Source organism: Escherichia sp. UTM R2 (assembly GCF_048593455.1).
GTDB lineage: Bacteria > Pseudomonadota > Gammaproteobacteria > Enterobacterales > Enterobacteriaceae > Escherichia > Escherichia coli.
Genome location: NZ_JBFWDY010000002.1, coordinates 2,556,973 through 2,583,020, shown reverse-complemented (window position 1 = coordinate 2,583,020; position 26,048 = coordinate 2,556,973). Strand labels below are relative to the sequence as shown.

The following is a 26,048-nucleotide window of genomic DNA, read 5'->3' as shown; positions in this document are numbered from 1 at the left end:
TTTCCCGCAGACATGACCCTTTTAGCACTCGGTATCAACCATAAAACGGCACCTGTATCGCTGCGAGAACGTGTATCGTTTTCGCCGGATAAGCTCGATCAGGCGCTTGACAGCCTGCTTGCGCAGCCGATGGTGCAGGGCGGCGTGGTGCTGTCGACGTGCAACCGCACGGAACTTTATCTTAGCGTTGAAGAGCAGGATAACCTGCAAGAGGCGTTAATCCGCTGGCTTTGCGATTATCACAATCTTAATGAAGAAGATCTGCGTAAAAGCCTCTACTGGCATCAGGATAACGACGCGGTTAGCCATTTAATGCGTGTTGCCAGCGGCCTGGATTCATTGGTTCTTGGGGAGCCGCAGATCCTCGGTCAGGTTAAAAAAGCGTTTGCCGATTCGCAAAAAGGCCATATGAAGGCCAGCGAACTGGAACGCATGTTCCAGAAATCTTTCTCTGTAGCGAAACGCGTTCGCACTGAAACAGATATCGGTGCCAGCGCTGTGTCTGTCGCTTTTGCGGCTTGTACGCTGGCGCGGCAGATCTTTGAATCGCTCTCTACGGTCACAGTGTTGCTGGTAGGCGCGGGCGAAACCATCGAGCTGGTAGCGCGTCATCTGCGCGAACATAAAGTACAGAAGATGATTATCGCCAACCGCACTCGCGAACGTGCCCAAATACTGGCAGATGAAGTTGGCGCGGAAGTGATTGCCCTGAGTGAGATCGACGAACGTCTGCGCGAAGCCGATATCATCATCAGTTCCACCGCCAGCCCGTTACCGATTATCGGGAAAGGCATGGTGGAGCGCGCATTAAAAAGCCGTCGCAACCAACCAATGCTGTTGGTGGATATTGCCGTTCCGCGCGATGTTGAGCCGGAAGTTGGCAAACTGGCGAATGCTTATCTTTATAGCGTGGACGATCTGCAAAGCATCATTTCGCACAACCTGGCGCAGCGTAAAGCCGCAGCGGTTGAGGCGGAAACTATTGTCGCTCAGGAAACCAGCGAATTTATGGCGTGGCTGCGAGCACAAAGCGCCAGCGAAACCATTCGCGAGTATCGCAGCCAGGCAGAGCAAGTTCGCGATGAGTTAACCGCCAAAGCGTTAGCGGCCCTTGAGCAGGGCGGCGACGCGCAAGCCATTATGCAGGATCTGGCATGGAAACTGACTAACCGCTTGATCCATGCGCCAACGAAATCACTTCAACAGGCCGCCCGTGACGGGGATAACGAACGCCTGAATATTCTGCGCGACAGCCTCGGGCTGGAGTAGCAGTACATCATTTTCTTTTTTTACAGGGTGCATTTACGCCTATGAAGCCTTCTATCGTTGCCAAACTGGAAGCCCTGCATGAACGCCATGAAGAAGTTCAGGCGTTGCTGGGTGACGCGCAAACTATCGCCGACCAGGAACGTTTTCGCGCATTATCACGCGAATATGCGCAGTTAAGTGATGTTTCGCGCTGTTTTACCGACTGGCAACAGGTTCAGGAAGATATCGAAACCGCACAGATGATGCTCGATGATCCTGAAATGCGTGAGATGGCGCAGGATGAACTGCGCGAAGCTAAAGAAAAAAGCGAGCAACTGGAACAGCAATTACAGGTTCTGTTACTACCAAAAGATCCTGATGACGAACGTAACGCCTTCCTCGAAGTCCGTGCCGGAACCGGCGGCGACGAAGCGGCGCTGTTCGCAGGCGATCTGTTCCGTATGTACAGCCGTTATGCCGAAGCCCGCCGCTGGCGGGTAGAAATCATGAGCGCCAGCGAGGGTGAACATGGTGGTTATAAAGAGATCATCGCCAAAATTAGCGGTGATGGTGTGTATGGTCGTCTGAAATTTGAATCTGGCGGTCATCGCGTGCAGCGTGTTCCTGCTACGGAATCGCAGGGGCGTATTCATACTTCTGCTTGTACCGTTGCGGTAATGCCAGAGCTGCCTGACGCAGAACTGCCGGACATCAACCCAGCAGATTTACGCATTGATACTTTCCGCTCGTCAGGGGCGGGTGGTCAGCACGTTAACACCACCGATTCGGCAATTCGTATTACTCACTTGCCGACCGGGATTGTTGTTGAATGTCAGGACGAACGTTCACAACATAAAAACAAAGCTAAAGCACTTTCTGTACTCGGTGCTCGCATCCACGCTGCTGAAATGGCAAAACGTCAACAGGCCGAAGCGTCTACCCGTCGTAACCTGCTGGGGAGTGGCGATCGCAGCGACCGTAACCGTACTTACAACTTCCCACAGGGGCGCGTTACCGATCACCGCATCAACCTGACGCTCTACCGCCTGGATGAAGTGATGGAAGGTAAGCTGGATATGCTGATTGAACCGATTATCCAGGAACATCAGGCCGACCAACTGGCGGCGTTGTCCGAGCAGGAATAATGGAATATCAACACTGGTTACGTGAAGCAATAAGCCAACTTCAGGCGAGCGAAAGCCCGCGGCGTGATGCTGAAATCCTGCTGGAACATGTTACCGGCAAAGGGCGTACTTTTATCCTCGCCTTTGGTGAAACGCAGCTGACTGACGAACAATGTCAGCAACTTGATGCGCTACTGACACGTCGTCGCGATGGTGAACCCATTGCTCATTTAACCGGGGTGCGAGAATTCTGGTCGTTGCCGTTATTTGTTTCGCCAGCGACCTTAATTCCGCGCCCGGATACGGAGTGTCTGGTGGAGCAGGCACTGGCGCGGTTGCCTGAACAACCTTGCCGTATTCTCGATCTCGGGACGGGTACCGGGGCGATTGCGCTTGCGCTGGCTAGCGAGCGCCCGGACTGCGAAATTACCGCTGTAGATCGTATGCCCGATGCTGTCGCTCTGGCACAACGTAATGCCCAGCATCTGGCGATCAAAAATATCCGCATTCTGCAAAGCGACTGGTTTAGTGCGCTGGCCGGGCAGCAGTTTACGATGATTGTCAGCAATCCGCCGTATATTGACGAGCAGGACCCACATCTTCAACAAGGCGATGTCCGCTTTGAGCCGCTCACTGCGCTGGTTGCGGCAGACAGTGGAATGGCAGACATCGTGCATATCATCGAACAGTCGCGTAACGCGCTGGTATCCGGCGGCTTTCTGCTTCTGGAACATGGCTGGCAGCAGGGCGAAGCGGTGCGACAAGCATTTATCCTCGCGGGGTATCATGACGTCGAAACCTGCCGTGACTATGGTGATAACGAGCGCGTAACGCTCGGCCGCTATTATCAATAACAAGTTTTTCTACACTGCTTAGTGTTCATCTTATTAGTATCGCGCTTTCTGTTGGGCTATTAACCTTACGTTTCTGGCTACGTTATCAGAAGCATCCCCAGGCATTTGCTCGCTGGACGCGCATTGTGCCGCCGGTTGTCGATACGCTGTTATTGTTAAGCGGCATTGCGTTGATGGCTAAAGCGCACATCCTGCCATTTTCCGGGCAGGCACAGTGGCTGACTGAAAAGCTGTTTGGAGTTATCATTTATATCGTTTTGGGTTTTATTGCACTCGATTATCGTCGTATGCACAGTCAGCAGGCGCGCATTTTTGCCTTCCCGCTGGCGTTGGTGGTTCTGTACATCATCATTAAACTCGCCACCACAAAAGTACCGTTACTGGGGTAAGTCATGAGATCGTTAGCTGATTTCGAATTTAATAAAGCGCCATTGTGCGAAGGCATGATCCTGGCTTGCGAAGCAATCCGCCGCGATTTTCCCTCGCAAGATGTTTACGACGAACTGGAGCGTCTCGTTAGTCTGGCGAAGGAAGAAATCAGCCAGCTTCTGCCTTTAGAAGAGCAGCTGGAAAAACTGATCGCGCTGTTTTACGGCGACTGGGGATTTAAAGCCTCACGCGGCGTTTATCGTCTTTCCGATGCATTATGGCTGGACCAGGTGTTAAAGAATCGACAGGGCAGTGCGGTATCATTAGGTGCGGTTTTATTATGGGTCGCGAATCGTCTCGATTTGCCGCTGCTGCCGGTGATTTTCCCTACGCAGCTGATATTGCGCATTGAATGTCCGGATGGCGAAATTTGGCTGATTAATCCTTTTAACGGTGAATCGTTAAGCGAACATATGCTGGACGTATGGTTAAAGGGAAATATCAGCCCGTCGGCGGAACTGTTTTATGAAGACCTTGATGAAGCTGATAACATTGAGGTAATTCGCAAATTGCTGGATACACTCAAAGCCTCGTTGATGGAAGAAAATCAGATGGAGCTGGCGTTACGCACCAGCGAAGCTTTATTACAATTCAACCCTGAAGATCCCTATGAAATTCGCGATCGCGGGTTGATTTATGCGCAACTGGATTGCGAACACGTTGCGTTGAACGATTTAAGTTATTTCGTTGAACAGTGTCCGGAAGACCCGATCAGCGAAATGATCCGTGCGCAAATAAATAACATCGCGCATAAACATATTGTGCTGCATTAATTAATCGACATTTTACTCAAGATTAAGGCGATCCTATGAAACAAAAAGTGGTTAGCATTGGCGACATCAACGTAGCAAATGACCTGCCGTTCGTACTGTTTGGCGGTATGAACGTGCTGGAATCTCGCGATCTGGCGATGCGCATTTGCGAGCACTACGTAACCGTGACCCAGAAACTGGGTATCCCTTACGTGTTCAAAGCCTCTTTTGACAAAGCCAACCGCTCCTCCATCCACTCTTATCGTGGACCGGGCCTGGAAGAAGGGATGAAAATCTTCCAGGAGTTGAAGCAGACTTTTGGCGTGAAAATTATCACCGACGTTCACGAACCAAGTCAGGCACAGCCCGTTGCTGATGTCGTGGATGTGATTCAGTTGCCGGCGTTTCTTGCTCGCCAGACTGACCTGGTTGAAGCCATGGCGAAAACCGGTGCGGTAATTAACGTCAAGAAACCACAGTTTGTCAGCCCGGGACAGATGGGTAATATCGTTGATAAATTCAAAGAAGGCGGCAACGAAAAAGTGATTCTTTGCGATCGCGGTGCTAACTTCGGCTATGACAACCTGGTTGTCGATATGCTGGGCTTCAGCATTATGAAGAAAGTGTCTGGTAACTCGCCGGTGATTTTCGACGTGACCCACGCACTGCAATGCCGCGATCCTTTTGGCGCAGCTTCCGGCGGTCGTCGTGCTCAGGTGGCTGAGCTGGCACGAGCCGGTATGGCGGTAGGTCTGGCAGGGCTGTTTATTGAAGCGCATCCGGATCCGGAACATGCGAAATGTGATGGTCCATCCGCGCTGCCGCTGGCTAAACTGGAACCGTTCCTCAAGCAGATGAAAGCGATTGATGATCTGGTGAAAGGTTTCGAAGAACTGGATACCAGCAAGTAATCTTTTTGTTTGAAAAATAAAGTCTTAGCGTTGTGCGTTAAGACTTTTTTATGGGTGCCGGATACAAAAAAGGCCGCAGGCTGTTACCCCTGCGGCCGGTTTCGGGCGCATATTGCCATCACGGCAGCCTGACGCCCGTTTTCACCTTACTTCCGGTTACGCCACCAGCCGACAATCGCTGCGGTAATAATTCCCGCCAGGATCGGTGCTGCCAGGTCGTCCCAGAAAATCATGGCAAACTGCGCGAGCGTCATATAGCCGCCTTGTTGTAATGACAACATTTTGCGGCTATTCTTGAATTGTTCTGGTTCAAGATTAGCCCCCGTTCTGTTGTCAGGTTGTACCTCTCAACGTGCGGGGGTTTTCTCTTTCCAGCAACCAATGCCACCAGGGATAAAGCCCCCGCAACATTGCGCCTCACCGGATAACGCCGGCTTGGTGTGGATACTACGACTCAATTCATCTTCACTTCATCCCTGAAATGTTTGCAATGAAGAGTGCATTCCGGTTTTTCAACAGCTGTTACAGTCATTTCATGAGTGCTCTGGATGAGGCTTCCAGCTCGGGTTGCCAATATTTACTTGTGGAAGTGATAAAGACAAAAATGGCCGCAGGCTGTTACCCCTGCGGCCGGTTTCGGGCGCATATTGCCATCACGGCAGCCTGACGCCCGTTTTCACCTTACTTCCGATTACGCCACCAGCCGACAATCGCTGCGGTAATAATCCCCGCCAGGATCGGTGCTGCCAGGTCGTGCCAGAAAGTCATGGCAAACTGCGCGAGCGTCATATAGCCGCCTTGTTGTAATGACAACATTTTGCGGCTATTCTTGAAGTGTCTGGTTTCAAGATTAGCCCCCGTTTTGTTGTCAGGTTTTACCTCTCAACGTGCGGGGGTTTTCTCTTTCCAGCAACCAATGCCACCAGGGATAAAGCCCCCGCAACATTGCGCCTCACCGGATAATTCCGGCTTGGTGTGGATACTACTTCTCAATTCATCTTCACTTCATCCCTGAAATGTTTGCAATAAAGAGTACATTCCGGCTTTTCAACAGCTGTTGCAGTGGTTTCGTGCAGGTTGTGGTACAGGCTCGCAATTCTGATTAACGAGCTGTCCAGGTAGTATGAAGAAATACAATAAGCAGGAATTTATCTTATCTCCCCCGATTTCCGTCATCGGAGGAGATATAACTGTCAGGCAAATATCGTCATCAAATAGGCGGCAAACAGTGCCAGATGCGCTGCGCCATTGAGCACGTTAGTACGTCCGGTGGAGAAGGAGATATGGCACAGCACTAAAGAGGCCACCATCACCACCATTTCTGGCGCACCAAGTGCAAACTGTAATTCGTTACCCGTCATAAAGGCAATTAGCGTGACGACAGGTACGGTAAGCGAAATGGTTGCTAACACTGAACCAAAGAACAGATTCATCGCGCGCTGGACCTGGTTGTTCAACACTGCTTTTAACGCACCTAAACCTTCCGGCGACAGAATCAACAGAGCCACCAGGAAGCCAGTAAAGGCGACAGGGGCATTCATGCTGTCGAGCAATGTCTCCAGCGGGCTGGCATTCATTTTGGTGACTGCAATAACGGCAATCAGATGGATAATCAACCAGATAGCATGCCACACGCTGCTATGGGCAGACGGTTTACCGTGATGCGGGTCGTCGTCATCACTGTCATCTTCGTGCTCGTAGACAAACAAACTTTGATGCGTTTTGGTCTGGATCAGCAAAAATACGCCATACATTGCCGCAGAAATTAATGCTACCAGTAACGCCTGACCGGTTGAAAAATTCGCCGCAGGCAGAGCCATTGGAAATACCAGTACGATTATCGCCAGGGGGAACAGCGCAATTAAATACTGCTTGATACCAAACAGATTCATATATTGGGTGGCAAACTTACGACCGCCCAACAATAATGAAAAGCCAACCAGCCCACCGGTAACAATCATAATGATTGAATAGAGCGTATCACGCATTAGCGTTGGCGCGGCGTCGCCGGTTGCCATTAAAGCTGAAATCAAACTGACTTCAAGAATAACCACTGAAAGGCTAAGAATAAGCGAACCGTAAGGTTCTCCCAGGCGATGGGCTAATACGTCCGCATGACGGACAACACTAAAGGCGCTACTTAAAATACCAATAAGCGCAAGAAGATTGATGGCAATGACCACTGGTAGTGTCTGGCTGCTTCCCCACAGGAACAGCACTACCAGCGCCAGAACCGGGAAAATAAGCGAAGTCTCCTTGTGACGGGTTTTTACCGCCTCTTGAGCATTTGACATTATGGTTATCCCTTTGCAGATGAATTTATCGAAAATGTAAAAAATAGGTAGGAAAAATAACAGAAAGTGTCTGGATATCGGTAACATTTTACGAATTTTTACCCCGCTGTCGATTTTTTACTCATTGGGGCATAAAAATAAGTAATACGTTTAGACAATGTTTGTTTTAGCGTTTCTTAAGAACAGTCTGACATGAAAATTCTTATGTTTTGGCAAGAGTAGATATTGTTGACCACACTTAATGTTCAACTTTGTAAAAGGAGTCAACGATGCCGTATAAAACGAAAAGCGATCTGCCGGAAAGCGTAAAGCACGTTCTACCGTCTCATGCCCAGGATATCTATAAAGAAGCGTTCAACAGCGCATGGGATCAATATAAAGATAAAGAAGATCGGCGTGATGACGCCAGTCGCGAAGAAACCGCGCATAAAGTGGCCTGGGCTGCTGTGAAGCATGAATATGCCAAAGGGGATGATGATAAATGGCATAAAAAATCGTAAAACCGGTAGCTTAGTTAAAGCTATTCGTGCGGTGTTGCCTTGCAAGTGGTCCGTGGATTGCATATTGTCCCGTTAGTGGTTTCAAAATGAGCAGTAAAAATGTCCGGAAGACACCAAATAGTTGTCGCAGGGAAGTATGCAGTGGCGGAGGTGTAAGGTGATAACGCGTGATTTCTTGATGAATGCCGATTGTAAAACGGCATTTGGTGCCATTGAAGAATCACTCTTATGGTCAGCAGAACAACGGGCGGCTTCGCTGGCGGCGACGCTGGCTTGTCGACCTGATGAGGGACCGGTGTGGATCTTCGGTTATGGATCGTTGATGTGGAATCCGGCACTGGAGTTTACCGAGTCGTGCACCGGTACACTGGTTGGATGGCATCGCGCGTTTTGCCTACGCCTGACCGCCGGGCGCGGGACTGCGCACCAGCCGGGACGGATGCTTGCACTGAAAGAGGGCGGACGCACCACAGGCGTCGCCTATCGACTGCCAGAAGAGACGCTGGAGCAGGAACTAACCCTGTTGTGGAAGCGAGAGATGATTACCGGCTGTTATCTGCCAACCTGGTGTCAGCTTGATCTTGATGATGGACGCACAGTAAACGCCATTGTGTTTATTATGGACCCGCGACATCCAGAATATGAATCTGATACTCGCGCTCAGGTCATAGCGCCGTTGATTGCGGCGGCGAGCGGTCCGCTGGGAACCAACGCACAATACCTTTTTTCACTGGAACAGGAGCTTATCAAACTGGGAATGCAGGACGATGGGCTGAATGATTTGCTGGTATCGGTAAAAAAACTGCTGGCGGAGAATTTTCCGGATGGTGTGTTACGGCCGGGATTCGCCTGAGTAAATTTCCCTCATAGTGGGGCGTCAGACGCCCCCTTAAACATTAAAATGTGAGCACTTTATCGGCTGACAGCGTCCATTGCGCCAGTTCCACAAGAGTACCGATTTCCACCCCATCAATCAGAGGAAGTGTACTAATCCCGCGCCCGTCGGTACAGGTTTTGCACAATTTCACCGGTACATTCTGAGCGGTAAGGATCTCCAGCATTTGCTGAATGTTGTAGCCTTCCCCTGGTTTTTGCCCGCGCAACCCGGCTGTGACCGCATCAGACATCAGGAACAGACGCAGATCCAGATTGCTCTCCTGCTCTCGTAACGCAATGGCCAGCCGCAAGCTGTTAAACAAGGATTCGCTCCCGTAAGGTGCGCCATTGGCAACGATCACGATTTTTTGCATTATTTACTCCTGTATTCAGGGAATTAGACACTCATCTTCTATCTTACTGCTTCTGCAGCGTCTGACCAATCGGTCACATTTTTAAGGATTTTCCTGAAAGCGCGAGAAAATACGACAAAAGTTGCCAGTAATCGTTATTCTTTAAGGCTATGGTTTTTCATTTTTTACCGGAAGTTACCGACGTTTTGAGCCGTTTCGTTCCTCGCATTATTCCGTTTTATTTACTCTTGCTGGCGGCAGGCGGTACAGCTAACGCACAATCTACCTTCGAGCAAAAAGCGGCAAATCCCTTTGATAATAACAATGATGGTCTGCCGGATTTAGGCATGGCACCTGAAAATCATGATGGGGAAAAACACTTTGCTGAAATTGTGAAAGATTTCGGCGAAACCAGTATGAATGATAACGGGCTGGATACTGGCGAGCAGGCAAAAGCTTTCGCATTGGGAAAAGTCCGCGACGCGCTTAGTCAACAGGTTAATCAGCACGTAGAGTCCTGGCTATCACCGTGGGGAAATGCCAGTGTTGACGTCAAAGTGGATAACGAAGGTCATTTTACCGGCAGTCATGGAAGCTGGTTTGTGCCGTTACAAGATAATGATCGTTATCTCACCTGGAGCCAGCTTGGTCTTACTCAGCAGGATGATGGGTTGGTGAGCAATGTGGGCGTTGGGCAACGCTGGGCGCGCGGCAACTGGCTGGTGGGTTATAACACTTTTTATGACAACTTGCTGGACGAAAATCTTCAGCGAGCGGGCTTTGGTGCCGAAGCGTGGGGCGAATATTTGCGATTATCGGCAAACTTTTATCAGCCATTTGCTGCATGGCATGAACAGACAGCCACGCAGGAACAACGGATGGCGCGCGGGTACGACCTGACAGCCCGGATGCGCATGCCGTTCTATCAACACCTCAATACCAGTGTCAGCCTAGAACAGTATTTTGGTGATCGTGTTGATTTGTTTAACTCTGGTACGGGTTATCACAATCCCGTCGCGTTGAGTCTGGGATTAAATTACACCCCTGTGCCATTAGTCACTGTGACGGCCCAGCATAAACAGGGTGAAAGTGGCGAGAATCAAAATAACCTCGGGCTGAATCTTAATTACCGCTTTGGTGTACCGCTCAAAAAACAACTTTCTGCGGGCGAGGTTGCCGAAAGTCAGTCGTTACGTGGTAGTCGCTATGATAATCCGCAGCGAAATAATCTACCGACTCTTGAGTACCGACAGCGAAAAACGTTAACGGTGTTTCTGGCGACACCGCCGTGGGATCTAAAACCTGGCGAAACAGTGCCGCTGAAATTACAAATCCGCAGTCGTTACGGTATTCGGCAACTGATTTGGCAGGGCGATACGCAGATATTAAGTTTGACGCCAGGCGCACAAGCCAACAGCGCGGAGGGCTGGACGCTGATCATGCCTGACTGGCAGAACGGGGAAGGGGCGAGCAATCACTGGCGATTGTCGGTGGTGGTGGAAGATAACCAGGGGCAGCGTGTCTCCTCCAATGAGATCACGCTAACGCTTGTCGAACCGTTCGACGCATTGTCAAACGACGAACTGCGCTGGGAACCGTAATCAGAAAATGCGCTCCTGATGCACCCATACCGCTGCTTCCACGCGAGACTTGAGCTTCATTTTCTTCAGCATGTGCTTGACGTGCACTTTTACTGTGCTTTCGGTGATATCCAGGCGGCGGGCAATCATCTTGTTCGGCAAACCCTGGGCAATCAGCTTGAGAATATCGCGCTCGCGTGGGGTTAACTGGTTAACATCGCGCTCAGTAGTGGCACGGTTAGCGCGCAAGCTGGCGGCCAGAACAGGCGTTAATGCTTCGCTTAATACCATTTCGCCAGCAGCTGCCTGATGCAATGCTTTCAGCAGATCTTCCGGTTCCATATCTTTTAACAGATAGCCATCCGCGCCGCGTTTCAGTGCGGTGACCACATCTTCTTCATGGTTAGAGACGCTGAATACCACAATGCGCCCTGAGAGGGACTTTTCGCGCAGTTTATCCAGCGTTTCCAGACCGTTCATGCCGGGCATATTGAGATCTAACAGGATCAGATCGGGATCAAGAGACTCCGCCAGTTCAATACCCTGTTCGCCATTACTCGCTTCGCCAACCACGGTGATATCTGGTGCCATACTGATAAGCTGTTTTACGCCAGTTCGCAGCATCGGGTGATCGTCAATCAGCAGGATAGTAGCCGGTTCCTGATTACTCATGGGTATCTCCTTGGACGTCTGTGAAAGTTTTTTCGGGAATAAAGGTGACCACCACTTCGGTGCCACCTGATTCACGACGGCGGACGCGGCAATCGCCTCGTAAACTTTGCGCACGATCGCGCATTATTATCATGCCGTAGTGATTGCTGCGGATGGCATTTTCAGGCACGCCGCAGCCGTTATCCTGGACGGTCAGTTTGACCTGATTATCGTTTTGCGCCACCGTCACCACGACTTCACTCGCTTGCGAATGTTTGAGGGCGTTACTTAATGCCTCACGGGCAATTTGCAACAAGTGGATTGCCTGATGCGAAGGCACCAGGCGAGGCGGCAATTGATAATCCAGCTTCACCGGGAAGCCAAATTTGGCGCTGTACTCTTCGCAACTCGCCTCCAGCGCCGGACGTAATCCAGGCTCGGTGAGCTGCAAGCGGAATGTGGTGAGCAATTCACGCAACTGCGCCCAGGATGCATTCAGTTCGTTACGGATCTGACTTAACAGTTCGCGGCTGCTTTCTGGCAGCGCATCGCCCTGCATCTGTAAACAACTCACCTGCATCTTCATGCAAGAGAGAGATTGGGCAATAGAATCATGCAGTTCGCGCGCAATGGTGGCACGCTCTTCCATCACGATCAACTGTTGCTGACGTTCCTGATGGCGATCCAGCGCCAGCGTGGCGGTGAGTTGTTCAACCAGGGTATCCACCAGTTGTTGTTGATCATGGCTAAGATGACGCCCCTGCGGCAGGGTCGCCAGCAAAATACCGTACTGCGTATGAGAGTCAGCCAGCCGCCACTTCAGGGTCGTGCCGCGATCACCAACGGGTAATACGCCGCGCGGGCAGAGCTGGCAGCCTTTATCATCACAAGTCATATCTGGCTGGCAGGTAAACTCCTGATGATTCTCTTCATCATCAGTGTCATACACCCGCAATTCGATATCACGTAGCAGGGTTAAATTCTGTAAGCCGTTGAGTACAGGTGACAGGCGTTCACACAGCGGGGCGCGGGAATGCAAACGGCGGTTAGCCTGCCATAAAAAAGAGAGGATCTGATTTTTATGCTCCAGCCCGGCGGTTTTCTCCTGAACCCGCTGCTCAAGTACGGCATAACTTTCGGCCAGTTCTGCAGACATATTGTTCAACGCAGTTCCAAGCATCGCCATTTCGTTGCGCCCGCTGATGTTTGCGCGTTGGGTAAAATCGCGATGACTGACGGCACTCGCCATTGCCAGCAGTTGCCGCCACGGTTGTAGCAGTCGCGCCCGCAACCAGATAATAGTGAACACCAGTAAAAGTGCCATAAATACCGCCATTACCCGATGGACCAGTACCACTGTCTCGATGCGCATTTCCGTGGTGCGGTCAAAACCAGATACCAGTTGATCAAGCCCGGCAACAAACTGGCTGACATCCGCTGACACCGTTTCTCGGTTTTGTGCACGCATCAGCGCAGGGATCAGTTCATTACGCCAGTAATCTTGTAAACCCTGTAATTGCGCCAGTTGTCCGTCTCGTTCTGCTGCTCGAGTCAACTCGGCGCTAAATGCCGTTTGTTCCATCTCTTTAATTAAGGGCTTGTCTTTCTCGCTTAATGGCACTGCCGCCAACAGACGGTAACTTTGCATGCGCAGCGATCCCGCTTTGTTGATCGCATGGGCGCTGCCCTGAACGCCTTGCACCAGCCAGCCAGAAACCGCCATCCCTGCCAGTCCAATAGCAGTAGAAAGCAACACAATAAGCGCAACCTGATTAACCAGGGTGAGCGGAGAGAGACAACGTTTAAGCATGTAAACCTCTTCCTTCAGGCTTTAAATGAGCAATAACCTTAATGAATGTGACGATACATTCTGGAATGGCAGTATTCTCGGCTATTGGCTGAAGTATACCCATACCCGGAAAGAGTTACTCCTTATTTGCCGTGTGGTTAGTCGCTTTACATCGGTAAGGGTAGGGATTTTACAGCACCGTGAAAAATCTCATAATTTTTATGAAGTCACTGTACTCACTATGGGTAATGATAAATATCAATGATAGATAAAGTTATCTTATCGTTTGATTTACATCAAATTGCCTTTAGCTACAGACACTAAGGTGGCAGACATCGAAACGAGTATCAGAGGTGTCTATGAGTCACTCATCCGCCCCCGAAAGGGCTACTGGAGCTGTCATTACAGATTGGCGACCGGAAGATCCTGCGTTCTGGCAACAACGCGGTCAACGTATTGCCAGCCGCAACCTGTGGATTTCCGTTCCCTGTCTGCTGCTGGCGTTTTGCGTATGGATGTTGTTCAGCGCTGTTGCGGTGAACCTACCGAAAGTCGGCTTTAATTTTACGACCGATCAGCTATTTATGTTGACTGCGCTGCCTTCGGTTTCTGGCGCGTTATTACGTGTTCCATACTCCTTTATGGTTCCTATCTTCGGTGGTCGTCGCTGGACGGCGTTCAGCACCGGTATTCTGATTATTCCTTGCGTCTGGCTGGGTTTTGCCGTGCAGGATACCTCCACGCCTTATAGCGTCTTCATCATCATCTCTCTGCTATGCGGCTTTGCTGGCGCGAACTTCGCCTCCAGTATGGCAAACATCAGCTTCTTCTTTCCGAAACAGAAGCAGGGTGGCGCGCTGGGTCTGAATGGTGGTCTGGGCAACATGGGCGTCAGCGTCATGCAGTTGGTTGCTCCGCTGGTGGTATCACTGTCGATTTTCGCAGTATTTGGTAGCCAGGGCGTCAAACAGCCGGATGGGACTGAGCTGTATCTGGCGAATGCGTCCTGGATATGGGTGCCGTTCCTTGCCATCTTCACCATTGCGGCGTGGTTTGGCATGAACGATCTTGCTACCTCGAAAGCCTCCATCAAGGAGCAGTTGCCGGTACTCAAACGGGGTCATCTGTGGATTATGAGCTTGCTGTATCTGGCAACCTTCGGCTCCTTTATCGGCTTCTCCGCAGGCTTTGCGATGCTGTCAAAAACACAGTTCCCGGATGTTCAGATTCTGCAATACGCTTTCTTCGGGCCGTTTATTGGTGCGCTGGCGCGTTCTGCAGGTGGTGCATTATCTGACCGTCTGGGCGGAACTCGTGTCACGCTGGTGAACTTTATTCTGATGGCGATTTTCAGCGGCCTGCTGTTCCTGACCTTACCGACTGACGGGCAGGGCGGAAGCTTCATGGCATTCTTCGCGGTCTTCCTGGCGCTGTTCCTGACAGCTGGGCTGGGTAGTGGTTCCACTTTCCAGATGATTTCAGTGATCTTCCGTAAACTGACAATGGATCGCGTGAAAGCAGAAGGGGGTTCTGACGAACGTGCGATGCGTGAAGCGGCAACCGACACGGCGGCGGCGTTGGGTTTCATCTCTGCGATTGGCGCGATAGGTGGCTTCTTTATCCCGAAAGCGTTCGGTAGCTCGCTGGCATTAACGGGTTCGCCAGTTGGCGCAATGAAAGTATTTTTGATTTTCTATATCGCCTGCGTAGTGATTACCTGGGCGGTATATGGTCGGCATTCTAAAAAATAAATCTTAATATTTGATTATCCTTTGCGCGGCATGATGTCGCGCTTTTTTTATGCGTTATTTAGTTACAACATACTAATGTTATATGGTTTATTTCGCCGGATTTCATTAAGAGCCATTAATATGTTACCCATGGGGAATACTCCTTAATACCCATCTGCATAAAAATCTTAATAGTTTAAATAACTACAGGTATAAAACGTCTTAATTTACAGTATGTTATGTGGTGGCTGTTAATTATCCTAAAGGGGTATCTTAGGAATTTACTTTATTTTTCATCCCCATCACTCTTGATCGTTATCAATTCCCACGCTGTTTCAGAGCGTTACCTTACCCTTAAACATTAGCAATGTCGATTTATCAGAGGGCCGACAGGCTCCCACAGGAGAAAACCGATGAGTAAATTCCTGGACCGGTTTCGCTACTTCAAACAGAAGGGTGAAACCTTTGCCGATGGGCATGGCCAGCTTCTCAATACCAACCGTGACTGGGAGGATGGATATCGCCAGCGTTGGCAGCATGACAAAATCGTCCGCTCTACCCACGGGGTAAACTGCACCGGCTCCTGCAGCTGGAAAATCTACGTCAAAAACGGTCTGGTCACCTGGGAAACCCAGCAGACTGACTATCCGCGTACCCGTCCGGATCTGCCAAACCATGAACCTCGCGGCTGCCCGCGCGGTGCCAGCTACTCCTGGTATCTTTACAGTGCCAACCGCCTGAAATACCCGATGATGCGCAAACGCCTGATGAAAATGTGGCGTGAAGCGAAGGCGCTGCATAGCGATCCGGTTGAGGCATGGGCTTCTATCATTGAAGACGCCGATAAAGCGAAAAGCTTTAAGCAGGCGCGTGGACGCGGTGGATTTGTTCGTTCTTCCTGGCAGGAGGTGAACGAACTGATCGCCGCATCTAACGTTTACACCATCAAAAACTACGGCCCGGACCGTGTTGCTGGTTTCTCGCCAATTCCGGCAATGTCGATGGTTTCTTACGCATCGGGTGCACGCTATCTCTCGCTGATTGGCGGTACTTGCTTAAGCTTCTACGACTGGTACTGCGACCTGCCTCCTGCGTCTCCGCAAACCTGGGGCGAGCAAACTGACGTACCGGAATCTGCTGACTGGTATAACTCCAGCTACATCATCGCCTGGGGTTCAAACGTGCCGCAGACGCGTACCCCGGATGCTCACTTCTTTACTGAAGTGCGTTACAAAGGCACCAAAACTGTTGCCGTCACACCAGACTACGCTGAAATCGCCAAACTGTGCGATCTGTGGCTGGCACCGAAACAGGGCACCGATGCGGCAATGGCGCTGGCGATGGGCCACGTAATGCTGCGTGAATTCCACCTCGACAACCCAAGCCAGTATTTCACCGACTATGTGCGTCGCTACACCGACATGCCGATGCTGGTGATGCTGGAAGAACGCGACGGTTACTACGCTGCAGGTCGTATGTTGCGCGCTGCTGATCTGGTTGATGCGCTGGGCCAGGAAAACAATCCGGAATGGAAAACTGTCGCCTTTAATACCAATGGCGAAATGGTTGCGCCGAACGGTTCTATTGGCTTCCGCTGGGGCGAGAAGGGCAAATGGAATCTTGAGCAGCGCGACGGCAAAACTGGCGAAGAAACCGAGCTGCAACTGAGCCTGCTGGGTAGTCAGGATGAGATCGCTGAGGTAGGCTTCCCGTACTTTGGTGGCGACGGCACGGAACACTTCAACAAAGTGGAACTGGAAAACGTGCTGCTGCACAAACTGCCGGTGAAACGCCTGCAACTGGCTGATGGCAGCACCGCCCTGGTGACCACCGTTTATGATCTGACGCTGGCAAACTACGGTCTGGAACGTGGCCTGAACGACGTTAACTGTGCAACCAGCTATGACGATGTGAAAGCTTATACCCCGGCCTGGGCCGAGCAGATTACCGGCGTTTCTCGCAGCCAGATTATTCGCATCGCCCGTGAATTTGCCGATAACGCTGATAAAACGCACGGTCGTTCGATGATTATCGTCGGTGCGGGGCTGAACCACTGGTATCACCTCGATATGAACTATCGTGGTCTGATCAACATGCTGATTTTCTGCGGCTGTGTCGGTCAGAGCGGGGGCGGCTGGGCGCACTATGTAGGTCAGGAAAAACTGCGTCCGCAAACCGGCTGGCAGCCGCTGGCGTTTGCCCTTGACTGGCAGCGTCCGGCGCGTCACATGAACAGCACTTCTTATTTCTATAACCACTCCAGCCAGTGGCGTTATGAAACCGTCACGGCGGAAGAGTTGCTGTCACCGATGGCGGACAAATCCCGCTATACCGGACACTTGATCGACTTTAACGTCCGTGCGGAACGCATGGGCTGGCTGCCGTCTGCACCGCAGTTAGGCACTAACCCGCTGACTATCGCTGGCGAAGCGGAAAAAGCCGGGATGAATCCGGTGGACTATACGGTGAAATCCCTGAAAGAGGGTTCCATCCGTTTTGCGGCAGAACAACCAGAAAACGGTAAAAACCACCCGCGCAACCTGTTCATCTGGCGTTCTAACCTGCTCGGTTCTTCCGGTAAAGGTCATGAGTTTATGCTCAAGTACCTGCTGGGGACGGAGCACGGTATCCAGGGTAAAGATCTGGGGCAACAGGGCGGCGTGAAGCCGGAAGAAGTGGACTGGCAGGACAATGGTCTGGAAGGCAAGCTGGATCTGGTGGTTACGCTGGACTTCCGTCTGTCGAGCACCTGTCTCTATTCCGACATCATTTTGCCGACGGCGACCTGGTACGAAAAAGACGACATGAATACTTCGGATATGCATCCGTTTATTCACCCGCTGTCTGCGGCGGTCGATCCGGCCTGGGAAGCGAAAAGCGACTGGGAAATCTACAAAGCCATCGCGAAGAAATTCTCCGAAGTGTGCGTCGGCCATCTGGGTAAAGAAACCGACATCGTCACGCTGCCTATCCAGCATGACTCTGCCGCTGAACTGGCGCAGCCGCTGGATGTGAAAGACTGGAAAAAAGGCGAATGCGACCTGATCCCAGGCAAAACTGCACCGCACATTATGGTCGTAGAGCGCGATTATCCGGCAACTTACGAACGCTTTACTTCTATCGGCCCGCTGATGGAGAAAATCGGTAACGGCGGTAAAGGGATTGCCTGGAACACCCAGAGCGAGATGGATCTGCTGCGTAAGCTCAACTACACCAAAGCGGAAGGTCCGGCGAAAGGCCAGCCGATGCTGAACACCGCAATTGATGCGGCAGAGATGATCCTGACACTGGCACCGGAAACCAACGGTCAGGTAGCCGTGAAAGCCTGGGCTGCCCTGAGCGAATTTACCGGTCGTGACCATACGCATCTGGCGCTGAATAAAGAAGAGGAGAAGATCCGCTTCCGCGATATTCAGGCACAGCCGCGCAAAATTATCTCCAGCCCGACCTGGTCTGGTCTGGAAGATGAACACGTTTCTTACAACGCCGGTTACACCAACGTTCACGAGCTGATCCCATGGCGTACGCTCTCTGGTCGTCAGCAACTGTATCAGGATCACCAGTGGATGCGTGATTTCGGTGAAAGCCTGCTGGTTTATCGTCCGCCGATCGACACCCGTTCGGTGAAAGAAGTGATAGGCCAGAAATCCAACGGCAACCCGGAAAAAGCGCTCAACTTCCTGACGCCGCACCAGAAGTGGGGTATCCACTCCACCTACAGCGACAACCTGCTGATGCTGACTTTAGGTCGCGGTGGTCCGGTGGTCTGGTTGAGTGAAGCCGATGCCAAAGATCTGGGTATCGCCGATAACGACTGGATTGAAGTATTCAACAGCAACGGTGCTCTGACTGCCCGTGCGGTTGTCAGCCAGCGTGTTCCGGCAGGGATGACCATGATGTACCACGCGCAGGAACGTATCGTTAACCTGCCTGGTTCGGAAATTACCCAACAGCGTGGTGGTATCCATAACTCGGTCACCCGTATCACGCCGAAACCGACGCATATGATCGGCGGCTATGCCCATCTGGCATACGGCTTTAACTACTACGGCACCGTAGGTTCTAACCGCGATGAGTTTGTTGTAGTACGTAAGATGAAGAACATTGACTGGTTAGATGGCGAAGGCAATGACCAGGTACAGGAGAGCGTAAAATGAAAATTCGTTCACAAGTCGGCATGGTGCTGAATCTCGATAAGTGCATCGGCTGCCACACCTGTTCAGTTACCTGTAAAAACGTCTGGACCAGCCGTGAAGGCGTGGAATACGCGTGGTTCAACAACGTGGAAACCAAGCCGGGTCAGGGCTTCCCGACTGACTGGGAAAACCAGGAAAAATACAAAGGCGGCTGGATCCGTAAAATCAATGGCAAACTGCAGCCGCGCATGGGTAACCGCGCCATGCTGCTGGGTAAAATCTTCGCTAACCCGCATCTGCCGGGGATCGACGATTATTACGAGCCGTTCGATTTTGATTATCAGAACCTGCATACCGCGCCGGAAGGCAGCAAATCGCAGCCGATTGCCCGTCCGCGTTCGCTGATTACCGGGGAACGGATGGCGAAAATCGAAAAAGGGCCGAACTGGGAAGATGACCTGGGTGGTGAGTTTGACAAACTGGCGAAAGACAAGAACTTCGACAACATCCAGAAGGCGATGTATAGCCAGTTCGAAAACACCTTTATGATGTATTTGCCGCGCCTGTGCGAACACTGCCTGAACCCGGCATGTGTGGCGACCTGCCCGAGCGGTGCGATTTACAAGCGTGAAGAAGATGGCATCGTCCTGATCGACCAGGATAAATGCCGTGGCTGGCGTATGTGCATCACCGGATGCCCGTACAAAAAAATCTACTTCAACTGGAAGAGCGGTAAGTCTGAGAAGTGCATCTTCTGCTATCCGCGTATTGAAGCGGGTCAGCCGACCGTGTGCTCAGAAACCTGTGTCGGTCGTATCCGTTATCTTGGCGTGCTGCTGTACGATGCCGACGCGATTGAACGTGCAGCCAGCACCGAGAACGAGAAAGATCTTTACCAGCGTCAGCTGGAGGTGTTCCTCGATCCGAACGATCCGAAAGTCATCGAGCAGGCGATTAAAGACGGTATTCCGCTGAGCGTTATTGAAGCCGCACAGCAGTCGCCGGTTTATAAAATGGCAATGGAATGGAAACTGGCGCTGCCGCTGCATCCAGAATATCGCACACTGCCGATGGTCTGGTACGTGCCGCCTCTGTCTCCGATTCAGTCTGCAGCAGACGCGGGTGAGCTGGGTAGCAACGGCATTCTGCCAGACGTCGAAAGCTTGCGTATTCCGGTACAGTATCTGGCGAATCTGCTGACCGCCGGTGATACCAAACCGGTACTGCGCGCACTGAAACGTATGCTGGCGATGCGTCATTACAAACGTGCTGAAACCGTTGACGGTAAAGTTGATACCCGTGCGCTGGAAGAGGTCGGTCTGACCGAAGCCCAGGCACAGGAGATGTACCGTTATCTGGCGATTGCTAACTACGAAGATCGCTTTGTGGTGCCGAGTAGTCATCGTGAACTGGCACGGGAAGCCTTCCCGGAGAAAAATGGCTGCGGCTTTACCTTTGGTGATGGCTGCCACGGTTCAGATACCAAATTCAATCTGTTCAACAGCCGTCGTATCGATGCCATCGATGTGACCAGCAAAACGGAGCCGCATCCATGATCGAACTCGTGATTGTATCGCGTCTCCTTGAATATCCGGATGCTGCCTTATGGCAGCATCAACAAGAGATGTTTGAGGCGATTGCTGCGTCGAAAAATCTGTCGAAAGAAGATGCCCATGCGCTGGGCATTTTCCTGCGCGATTTAACGGCGATGGATCCGCTCGATGCCCAGGCCCAGTACAGCGAACTGTTCGACCGTGGCCGCGCCACGTCACTGTTGCTATTTGAACATGTTCACGGTGAATCCCGTGACCGCGGCCAGGCGATGGTGGACCTGCTGGCGCAGTACGAGCAGCACGGTTTGCAGTTAAACAGCCGCGAATTACCGGACCATCTGCCGCTGTATCTGGAGTACCTGTCGCAGCTGCCGCAAAGCGAAGCCGTGGAAGGTTTGAAAGATATCGCGCCGATTCTGGCATTGCTGAGCGCGCGTCTGCAACAGCGTGAAAGCCGTTATGCCGTGATGTTTGATCTGCTGCTGAAATTGGCCAATACCGCTATCGACAGCGACAAAGTGGCGGAAAAAATTGCCGACGAAGCGCGCGATGATACGCCGCAGGCGCTGGATGCTGTCTGGGAAGAAGAGCAGGTTAAATTCTTTGCTGACAAAGGCTGCGGTGATTCAGCAATCACTGCTCATCAGCGTCGCTTTGCCGGTGCCGTCGCGCCGCAATATCTGAATATCACCACCGGAGGACAGCACTAATGCAATTCCTGAATATGTTCTTCTTTGATATCTACCCGTACATAGCCGGGGCGGTCTTCCTGATTGGTAGCTGGCTGCGTTATGACTACGGGCAGTACACCTGGCGCGCGGCGTCCAGCCAGATGCTGGATCGCAAAGGGATGAACCTGGCGTCGAACCTGTTCCATATCGGTATTCTGGGGATTTTTGTTGGTCACTTCTTCGGTATGCTGACGCCGCACTGGATGTATGAAGCCTGGCTGCCGATTGAAGTGAAACAGAAAATGGCGATGTTTGCTGGTGGTGCCAGCGGCGTGCTGTGTCTGATTGGCGGCGTGCTGTTGCTGAAGCGTCGTCTGTTCAGCCCACGCGTGCGTGCAACCACTACCGGAGCGGATATCCTGATCCTGTCGCTGCTCGTTATCCAGTGCGCGCTGGGCCTGTTGACCATTCCGTTCTCCGCTCAGCATATGGACGGTAGCGAGATGATGAAACTGGTTGGCTGGGCGCAGTCGGTGGTGACCTTCCACGGTGGCGCTTCTCAACACCTCGATGGTGTGGCGTTTATCTTCCGTCTGCACCTGGTGTTGGGGATGACGTTATTCCTGCTGTTCCCGTTCTCGCGTCTGGTGCACATCTGGAGCGTACCGGTGGAGTATCTGACACGTAAGTATCAGTTGGTGCGCGCTCGTCACTAAGCGAATTTTAGTTCACATAGACCCTGCTTCGGCGGGGTTTTTTTATGGGCACGGTGCGGGGTGAGTTGTCGGATGCGCTTCGCTTATCCGACCTACAGGGGAGGATATTGTAGGTCCGGTAAACGCGGTGCCATCGGGCAAAATTAGCTCGGAGTAACAGGTTTTGAGTATTTCAGGAAGTGATGGTGGTGGGGGAAGGATTACTCAGCGCTGCGCGCTTCGCCCTTCGGGTCGTTGCCTGCGGCAACGCTCTCTCGCTGGCGCTCAAGTCGAACCTTGGTCGAAGCTTCTCATCCTTCCCCGCTTGGGCAGAATATTTAATTGCGGATTCGTTTGAGAGTTTACGGACTTTTGAAAAGTGATGGTGGTGGGGGAAGGATTACTCAGCGCTGCGCGCTTCGCCCTTCGGGTCGTTGCCTGCGGCAACGCTCTCTCGCTGGCGCTCGAGTCGAACCTTGGTCGAAGCTTCTCATCCTTCCCCGCATGGGCAGAATATTTAATTGCGGATTCGTTGGGAAGTTCAGGGACTTTTGAAAGTGATGGTGGTGGGGGAAGGATTACTCAGCGCTGCGCGCTTCGCCCTACGGGTCGTTGCCTGCGGCAACGCTCTCTCGCTGACGCTCGAGTCGAACCTTGGTCGAAGCTTCTCGTCCTTCCCCGCATGGGCAGAATATTTAATTATGGATTTGTAAGGGAATTCAGGGGTTTTTGAAAGTGATGGTGGTGGGGGAAGGATTACTCAGCGCTGCGCGCTTCGCCCTTCGGGTCGTTGCCTGCGGCAACGCTCTCTCGCTGGCGCTCAAGTCGAACCTTGGTCGAAGCTTCTCATCCTTCCCCGCTTGGGCAGAATATTTAATTACGGATTCGTTTGAGAGTTCAGGGACTTTTGAAAGTGATGGTGGTGGGGGAAGGATTCGAACCTTCGAAGTCGATGACGGCAGATTTACAGTCTGCTCCCTTTGGCCGCTCGGGAACCCCACCAGGGGTAATTCAAATTTCGAGGTAATGCTTGAGATGGTGGTGGGGGAAGGATTATTCGTCGCTTCGCTCCTCACCCTTCGGGCCGTTGCCTGTGGCAACGTTCTCTCGCTTTCGCTCGAATCGAACCTTAGTCGAAGGTTCTCACCCTTCCCCGATGAGTGCAAACTTTCACAATCTCACCGAAGTTACCACATCGCTGTGGTGAATTATGGTGGTGGGGGAAGGATTCGAACCTTCGAAGTCGATGACGGCAGATTTACAGTCTGCTCCCTTTGGCCGCTCGGGAACCCCACCACGGGGTAATGCTTTTTACTGGCCTGCTCCCTTATCGGGAAGCGGGGCGCATCATATCAAATGACGCGCCGCTGTAAAGTGTTACGTTGAGAAAAATGAACTGGTTGCGTAATTTTCATCCGTAACGGATTAAAGGTAACCAGTTATTTTTGCTGGCGATTAAAGAATAATCGTCCGATTACCGTAAACAAAGACGCGCTGTGCCAGTACTTTGTATAGTGCACGACTTAAGACGTTTTTCTCGACGTCACGACCTGCGCGCATCATATCTTCAGCTGTGTAGGTATGATCGACATGAATAACGTCCTGCATGATGATTGGGCCTTCGTCCAGATTGTCATTCACATAGTGAGCGGTTGCGCCAATAATCTTCACACCACGTTCATAGGCCTGGTGATAAGGACGTGCGCCAATAAACGCTGGCAGGAATGAATGGTGAATATTGATGATCTTATTCGGGAAGCGTGCCACAAATTCCGGCGTTAATACCCGCATATACTTCGCCAGCACCACGTAGTCAGGTTGATAAGCATCAATGGCATCCGCCATCTTTTGATCGTGCTCGTTGCGGCTTAACCCTTCATGGCTTACCAGCTCAAACGGAATATCAAAACGCTCAACCAGAGAACGTAGAGTATCGTGGTTACCAATAACTGCCGCGATTTCGACATCCAGGCCGCCGTAATTGGCTTTCATCAACAAATCGCCAAGGCAATGCGCTTCTTTAGTGACCAGAATCACTATCCGGCGACGACCGGCAGGATTCAGCTCACGCACGGAGCCTTCTGGCAATGCGCTATCGAGATCCGCCAGCAGGGTGGAATCATTAAAAATCCCTTCCAGTTCCGTGCGCATAAAAAAGCGCCCGGTACGGTGATCAACAAATTCATTGTTCTGTACGATATTTAACTCGTGCTTGTAGCAAATATTGGTAATACGTGCGATCAGACCTTTTTGGTCCGGACAAATAGTACGCAGAACTTTACGTTGGAGTGAATGCATTGCTGGAAAAACCTTGTTGAGAGTGTTTGCTAAACCGTACCGTCAACCATTATTGGCCGCAGCACTTTTTAAATTTTTTACCTGAACCACAAGGGCAGGGATCGTTGCGGCCAAACTGCGGACGTGTACCGTCAATATAGTACCATTGACCGTTTTCTTTCAAAAATCGCGAACGTTCAATTATTGCACCTGTTTTGCCACCTTCGGTAAATCGAGCAACAAAACTGACAAATCCGATATTGTCGGCGTCCTGCCAACAATGTTCAAATACGGTCAATCCCAACCATTCAGTATGCGCAAATCCGGCAATCAATTCGGCACGTAACGCCGCTGCTCCACAAGATGGATGCCAGGTCTTTATTAAATAATCTGCGTCTTGCATCACAAAAGCGCAGTAACGCGAACGCATGAGATGTTCTGGATCAGGTGCAACCTTTTCACCAGACACATAAGGGTGGCAACATAGGCTATACTCGACAGCACTACCACAGGGACAAAGCTGAGACACAAATAATCTCCCTGGAAACAATAACGGCGTATTAACCGCCTGAGTAGCACTATGTTAACCGAGCAGTAGCGATGTGGCTACGATTGCATTCCAGGGGAATCTTGCGGGAATAATGAGAAAGATAAAAATAGGGCTGGCGCTGGGATCTGGCGCGGCGAGAGGTTGGTCGCATATTGGCGTTATTAATGCGCTAAAAAAAGTGGGTATTGAAATTGATATCGTTGCAGGATGTTCAATTGGTTCGCTGGTGGGCGCTGCCTATGCATGCGATCGATTATCTGCGCTGGAAGATTGGGTGACCTCTTTCAGTTATTGGGATGTTTTACGCCTGATGGATCTCTCCTGGCAGCGCGGTGGGTTACTGCGCGGCGAGCGTGTCTTCAATCAATACCGCGAAATAATGCCGGAAACAGAGATCGAAAATTGTTCCCGTCGCTTTGCGGCTGTTGCCACCAATTTAAGTACGGGACGTGAATTATGGTTTACTGAAGGCGATCTCCATCTTGCTATTCGCGCATCATGCAGTATTCCAGGACTCATGGCACCTGTTGCACATAACGGCTACTGGCTGGTTGATGGAGCAGTCGTTAACCCAATTCCTATTTCCCTCACGCGTGCATTGGGGGCTGATATTGTGATAGCGGTTGACCTGCAGCACGATGCTCATTTGATGCAACAAGATTTGCTCTCCTTTAATGTCAGTGAAGAAAATAGCGAGAATGGTGATTCTCTGCCGTGGCATGCGCGTCTGAAAGAAAGGTTAGGCAGCATAACGACACGTCGGGCGGTGACAGCGCCAACGGCAACAGAGATTATGACCACTTCTATCCAGGTGCTGGAGAACCGCCTTAAAAGGAACCGCATGGCAGGTGATCCGCCCGATATTCTGATTCAACCTGTTTGCCCGCAAATATCTACGCTTGATTTCCATCGCGCGCACGCTGCCATTGCGGCCGGACAGCTGGCAGTGGAAAGGAAAATGGACGAACTTTTGCCGTTGGTACGCACCAACATTTGACCAGAATTTTTATCTACACTTAAGTTAATTCTGACAGGCGCAGGTGGCAATAGCATGCCACTATTGAGTAAAGCCAGT

General features: G+C 51.5%; 23 protein-coding genes, 2 tRNA genes and 5 other RNA genes. 15 read left to right on the top strand and 15 right to left on the bottom strand.

Features of this window, described 5'->3' with window-relative positions; translation table 11 throughout:
• Window positions 1-12: 12 nt before the first annotated feature.
• Genes hemA through kdsA form a run of 6 tightly spaced genes read left to right on the top strand, consistent with a single transcriptional unit; the run spans window position 13 to window position 5,318 of the window.
• A complete protein-coding gene (gene hemA / locus AB4H76_RS13355) occupies window positions 13-1,269 on the top strand; it encodes a glutamyl-tRNA reductase (RefSeq protein WP_001295619.1) in 1,257 nt (418 codons plus the stop codon).
• A gap of 41 nt (window positions 1,270-1,310) precedes the next feature.
• Entirely contained in the window at window positions 1,311-2,393 is a 1,083-nt protein-coding gene (prfA, locus tag AB4H76_RS13350; protein ID WP_000804726.1) for a peptide chain release factor 1, read from the top strand.
• Window positions 2,393-3,226, top strand: a complete 834-nt coding sequence (prmC, locus tag AB4H76_RS13345; RefSeq protein ID WP_000456454.1) for a peptide chain release factor N(5)-glutamine methyltransferase — start codon at window positions 2,393-2,395, stop codon at window positions 3,224-3,226. Before prfA ends, prmC begins: the two co-directional genes overlap by 1 nt.
• The gene (gene sirB2, locus AB4H76_RS13340) at window positions 3,223-3,615 is read left to right on the top strand and encodes an invasion regulator SirB2 (protein ID WP_000200373.1); all 393 of its coding nucleotides are present in this window, start codon (window positions 3,223-3,225) and stop codon (window positions 3,613-3,615) included. The genes prmC and sirB2 overlap by 4 nt, the downstream gene beginning before the upstream one ends.
• 3 nt (window positions 3,616-3,618) lie before the next feature.
• On the top strand, window positions 3,619-4,428 hold the full coding sequence (gene sirB1, locus AB4H76_RS13335; RefSeq protein WP_001257044.1) for an invasion regulator SirB1: 810 nt from the start codon (window positions 3,619-3,621) through the stop codon (window positions 4,426-4,428).
• A gap of 35 nt (window positions 4,429-4,463) precedes the next feature.
• Window positions 4,464-5,318: a 3-deoxy-8-phosphooctulonate synthase gene (gene kdsA / locus AB4H76_RS13330; RefSeq protein ID WP_000811065.1), complete on the top strand. Its 855-nt coding sequence runs from the start codon at window positions 4,464-4,466 to the stop codon at window positions 5,316-5,318.
• A 146-nt stretch (window positions 5,319-5,464) separates the two neighbouring features.
• On the opposite strand, the gene AB4H76_RS13325 is transcribed toward kdsA, so the two are convergent.
• From AB4H76_RS13325 to chaA, 3 genes are all read right to left on the bottom strand, one after another.
• Window positions 5,465-5,572, bottom strand: a complete 108-nt coding sequence (locus AB4H76_RS13325; RefSeq protein WP_000170951.1) for a type I toxin-antitoxin system toxin Ldr family protein — start codon at window positions 5,570-5,572, stop codon at window positions 5,465-5,467.
• 427 nt (window positions 5,573-5,999) lie between these two features.
• Window positions 6,000-6,107 carry a type I toxin-antitoxin system toxin Ldr family protein gene (locus AB4H76_RS13320; RefSeq protein WP_000170963.1) on the bottom strand — a complete coding sequence of 36 codons (108 nt, stop codon included), beginning with the start codon at window positions 6,105-6,107 and terminating at the stop codon, window positions 6,000-6,002.
• A gap of 404 nt (window positions 6,108-6,511) precedes the next feature.
• Window positions 6,512-7,612, bottom strand: a complete 1,101-nt coding sequence (gene chaA, locus AB4H76_RS13315; RefSeq protein WP_001295620.1) for a sodium-potassium/proton antiporter ChaA — start codon at window positions 7,610-7,612, stop codon at window positions 6,512-6,514.
• 269 nt (window positions 7,613-7,881) lie between these two features.
• On the opposite strand from chaA, the gene chaB reads away from it, so the two are divergent.
• Window positions 7,882-8,112 (top strand): putative cation transport regulator ChaB, encoded by a 231-nt coding sequence (chaB, locus tag AB4H76_RS13310; RefSeq protein ID WP_001146444.1) that lies wholly within the window; start codon window positions 7,882-7,884, stop codon window positions 8,110-8,112.
• Between the two features lie 157 nt (window positions 8,113-8,269).
• A complete protein-coding gene (chaC, locus tag AB4H76_RS13305; protein ID WP_001336325.1) occupies window positions 8,270-8,965 on the top strand; it encodes a glutathione-specific gamma-glutamylcyclotransferase in 696 nt (231 codons plus the stop codon).
• Window positions 8,966-9,008: 43 nt separating this feature from the next.
• Here chaC and ychN read toward each other — a convergent pair whose 3' ends face one another.
• Window positions 9,009-9,362: a DsrE/F sulfur relay family protein YchN gene (gene ychN / locus AB4H76_RS13300; RefSeq protein ID WP_001169669.1), complete on the bottom strand. Its 354-nt coding sequence runs from the start codon at window positions 9,360-9,362 to the stop codon at window positions 9,009-9,011.
• Between the two features lie 185 nt (window positions 9,363-9,547).
• Here ychN and ychO point away from each other — a divergent pair, with 185 nt between their 5' ends.
• Window positions 9,548-10,942, top strand: coding sequence for an inverse autotransporter invasin YchO (gene ychO, locus AB4H76_RS13295; RefSeq protein ID WP_077491895.1), 1,395 nt, complete (start codon window positions 9,548-9,550; stop codon window positions 10,940-10,942).
• Here the strand turns inward: ychO and narL are convergent, their stop codons facing one another.
• Both narL and narX read right to left on the bottom strand, forming a co-directional pair.
• Window positions 10,943-11,593 (bottom strand): two-component system response regulator NarL, encoded by a 651-nt coding sequence (narL, locus tag AB4H76_RS13290; RefSeq protein WP_000070491.1) that lies wholly within the window; start codon window positions 11,591-11,593, stop codon window positions 10,943-10,945.
• Window positions 11,586-13,382, bottom strand: coding sequence for a nitrate/nitrite two-component system sensor histidine kinase NarX (gene narX / locus AB4H76_RS13285; RefSeq protein WP_000918073.1), 1,797 nt, complete (start codon window positions 13,380-13,382; stop codon window positions 11,586-11,588). The genes narL and narX overlap by 8 nt, the downstream gene beginning before the upstream one ends.
• 338 nt (window positions 13,383-13,720) lie before the next feature.
• Here narX and narK point away from each other — a divergent pair, with 338 nt between their 5' ends.
• The 5 genes from narK (at window position 13,721) to narI (ending at window position 22,167) form a co-directional block, all read left to right on the top strand.
• On the top strand, window positions 13,721-15,112 hold the full coding sequence (gene narK / locus AB4H76_RS13280) for a nitrate transporter NarK (RefSeq protein ID WP_000019827.1): 1,392 nt from the start codon (window positions 13,721-13,723) through the stop codon (window positions 15,110-15,112).
• 392 nt (window positions 15,113-15,504) lie between these two features.
• Window positions 15,505-19,248: a nitrate reductase subunit alpha gene (locus AB4H76_RS13275; RefSeq protein WP_077491699.1), complete on the top strand. Its 3,744-nt coding sequence runs from the start codon at window positions 15,505-15,507 to the stop codon at window positions 19,246-19,248.
• Window positions 19,245-20,783 carry a nitrate reductase subunit beta gene (gene narH / locus AB4H76_RS13270; RefSeq protein WP_000702660.1) on the top strand — a complete coding sequence of 513 codons (1,539 nt, stop codon included), beginning with the start codon at window positions 19,245-19,247 and terminating at the stop codon, window positions 20,781-20,783. The genes AB4H76_RS13275 and narH overlap by 4 nt, the downstream gene beginning before the upstream one ends.
• Complete coding sequence (narJ, locus tag AB4H76_RS13265; RefSeq protein WP_000571699.1) at window positions 20,780-21,490, top strand: nitrate reductase molybdenum cofactor assembly chaperone; 711 nt, start codon at window positions 20,780-20,782, stop codon at window positions 21,488-21,490. Before narH ends, narJ begins: the two co-directional genes overlap by 4 nt.
• Window positions 21,490-22,167 carry a respiratory nitrate reductase subunit gamma gene (gene narI / locus AB4H76_RS13260; protein WP_001160110.1) on the top strand — a complete coding sequence of 226 codons (678 nt, stop codon included), beginning with the start codon at window positions 21,490-21,492 and terminating at the stop codon, window positions 22,165-22,167. The genes narJ and narI overlap by 1 nt, the downstream gene beginning before the upstream one ends.
• A gap of 183 nt (window positions 22,168-22,350) precedes the next feature.
• On the opposite strand, the gene AB4H76_RS13255 is transcribed toward narI, so the two are convergent.
• The 9 genes from AB4H76_RS13255 to AB4H76_RS13215 form a co-directional block, all read right to left on the bottom strand.
• A non-coding RNA gene (locus AB4H76_RS13255) (RtT sRNA) lies at window positions 22,351-22,482 on the bottom strand.
• A 47-nt stretch (window positions 22,483-22,529) separates the two neighbouring features.
• Window positions 22,530-22,661, bottom strand: a non-coding RNA gene (locus AB4H76_RS13250) — RtT sRNA.
• Between the two features lie 46 nt (window positions 22,662-22,707).
• Window positions 22,708-22,839: non-coding RNA, RtT sRNA (locus tag AB4H76_RS13245), on the bottom strand.
• Window positions 22,840-22,885: 46 nt separating this feature from the next.
• Window positions 22,886-23,017, bottom strand: a non-coding RNA gene (locus AB4H76_RS13240) — RtT sRNA.
• 46 nt (window positions 23,018-23,063) lie between these two features.
• Window positions 23,064-23,148, bottom strand: a tRNA-Tyr gene (locus AB4H76_RS13235).
• Between the two features lie 34 nt (window positions 23,149-23,182).
• Window positions 23,183-23,314, bottom strand: a non-coding RNA gene (locus AB4H76_RS13230) — RtT sRNA.
• 43 nt (window positions 23,315-23,357) lie between these two features.
• Window positions 23,358-23,442 (bottom strand) — tRNA-Tyr (locus AB4H76_RS13225).
• A 159-nt stretch (window positions 23,443-23,601) separates the two neighbouring features.
• Window positions 23,602-24,444, bottom strand: coding sequence for a formyltetrahydrofolate deformylase (gene purU, locus AB4H76_RS13220; RefSeq protein WP_000555849.1), 843 nt, complete (start codon window positions 24,442-24,444; stop codon window positions 23,602-23,604).
• 49 nt (window positions 24,445-24,493) lie between these two features.
• On the bottom strand, window positions 24,494-24,952 hold the full coding sequence (locus AB4H76_RS13215) for a YchJ family protein (protein WP_001362540.1): 459 nt from the start codon (window positions 24,950-24,952) through the stop codon (window positions 24,494-24,496).
• A 112-nt stretch (window positions 24,953-25,064) separates the two neighbouring features.
• Here AB4H76_RS13215 and rssA point away from each other — a divergent pair, with 112 nt between their 5' ends.
• Window positions 25,065-25,970 (top strand): patatin-like phospholipase RssA, encoded by a 906-nt coding sequence (gene rssA, locus AB4H76_RS13210; protein ID WP_001295622.1) that lies wholly within the window; start codon window positions 25,065-25,067, stop codon window positions 25,968-25,970.
• Window positions 25,971-26,048 lie beyond the last annotated feature (78 nt).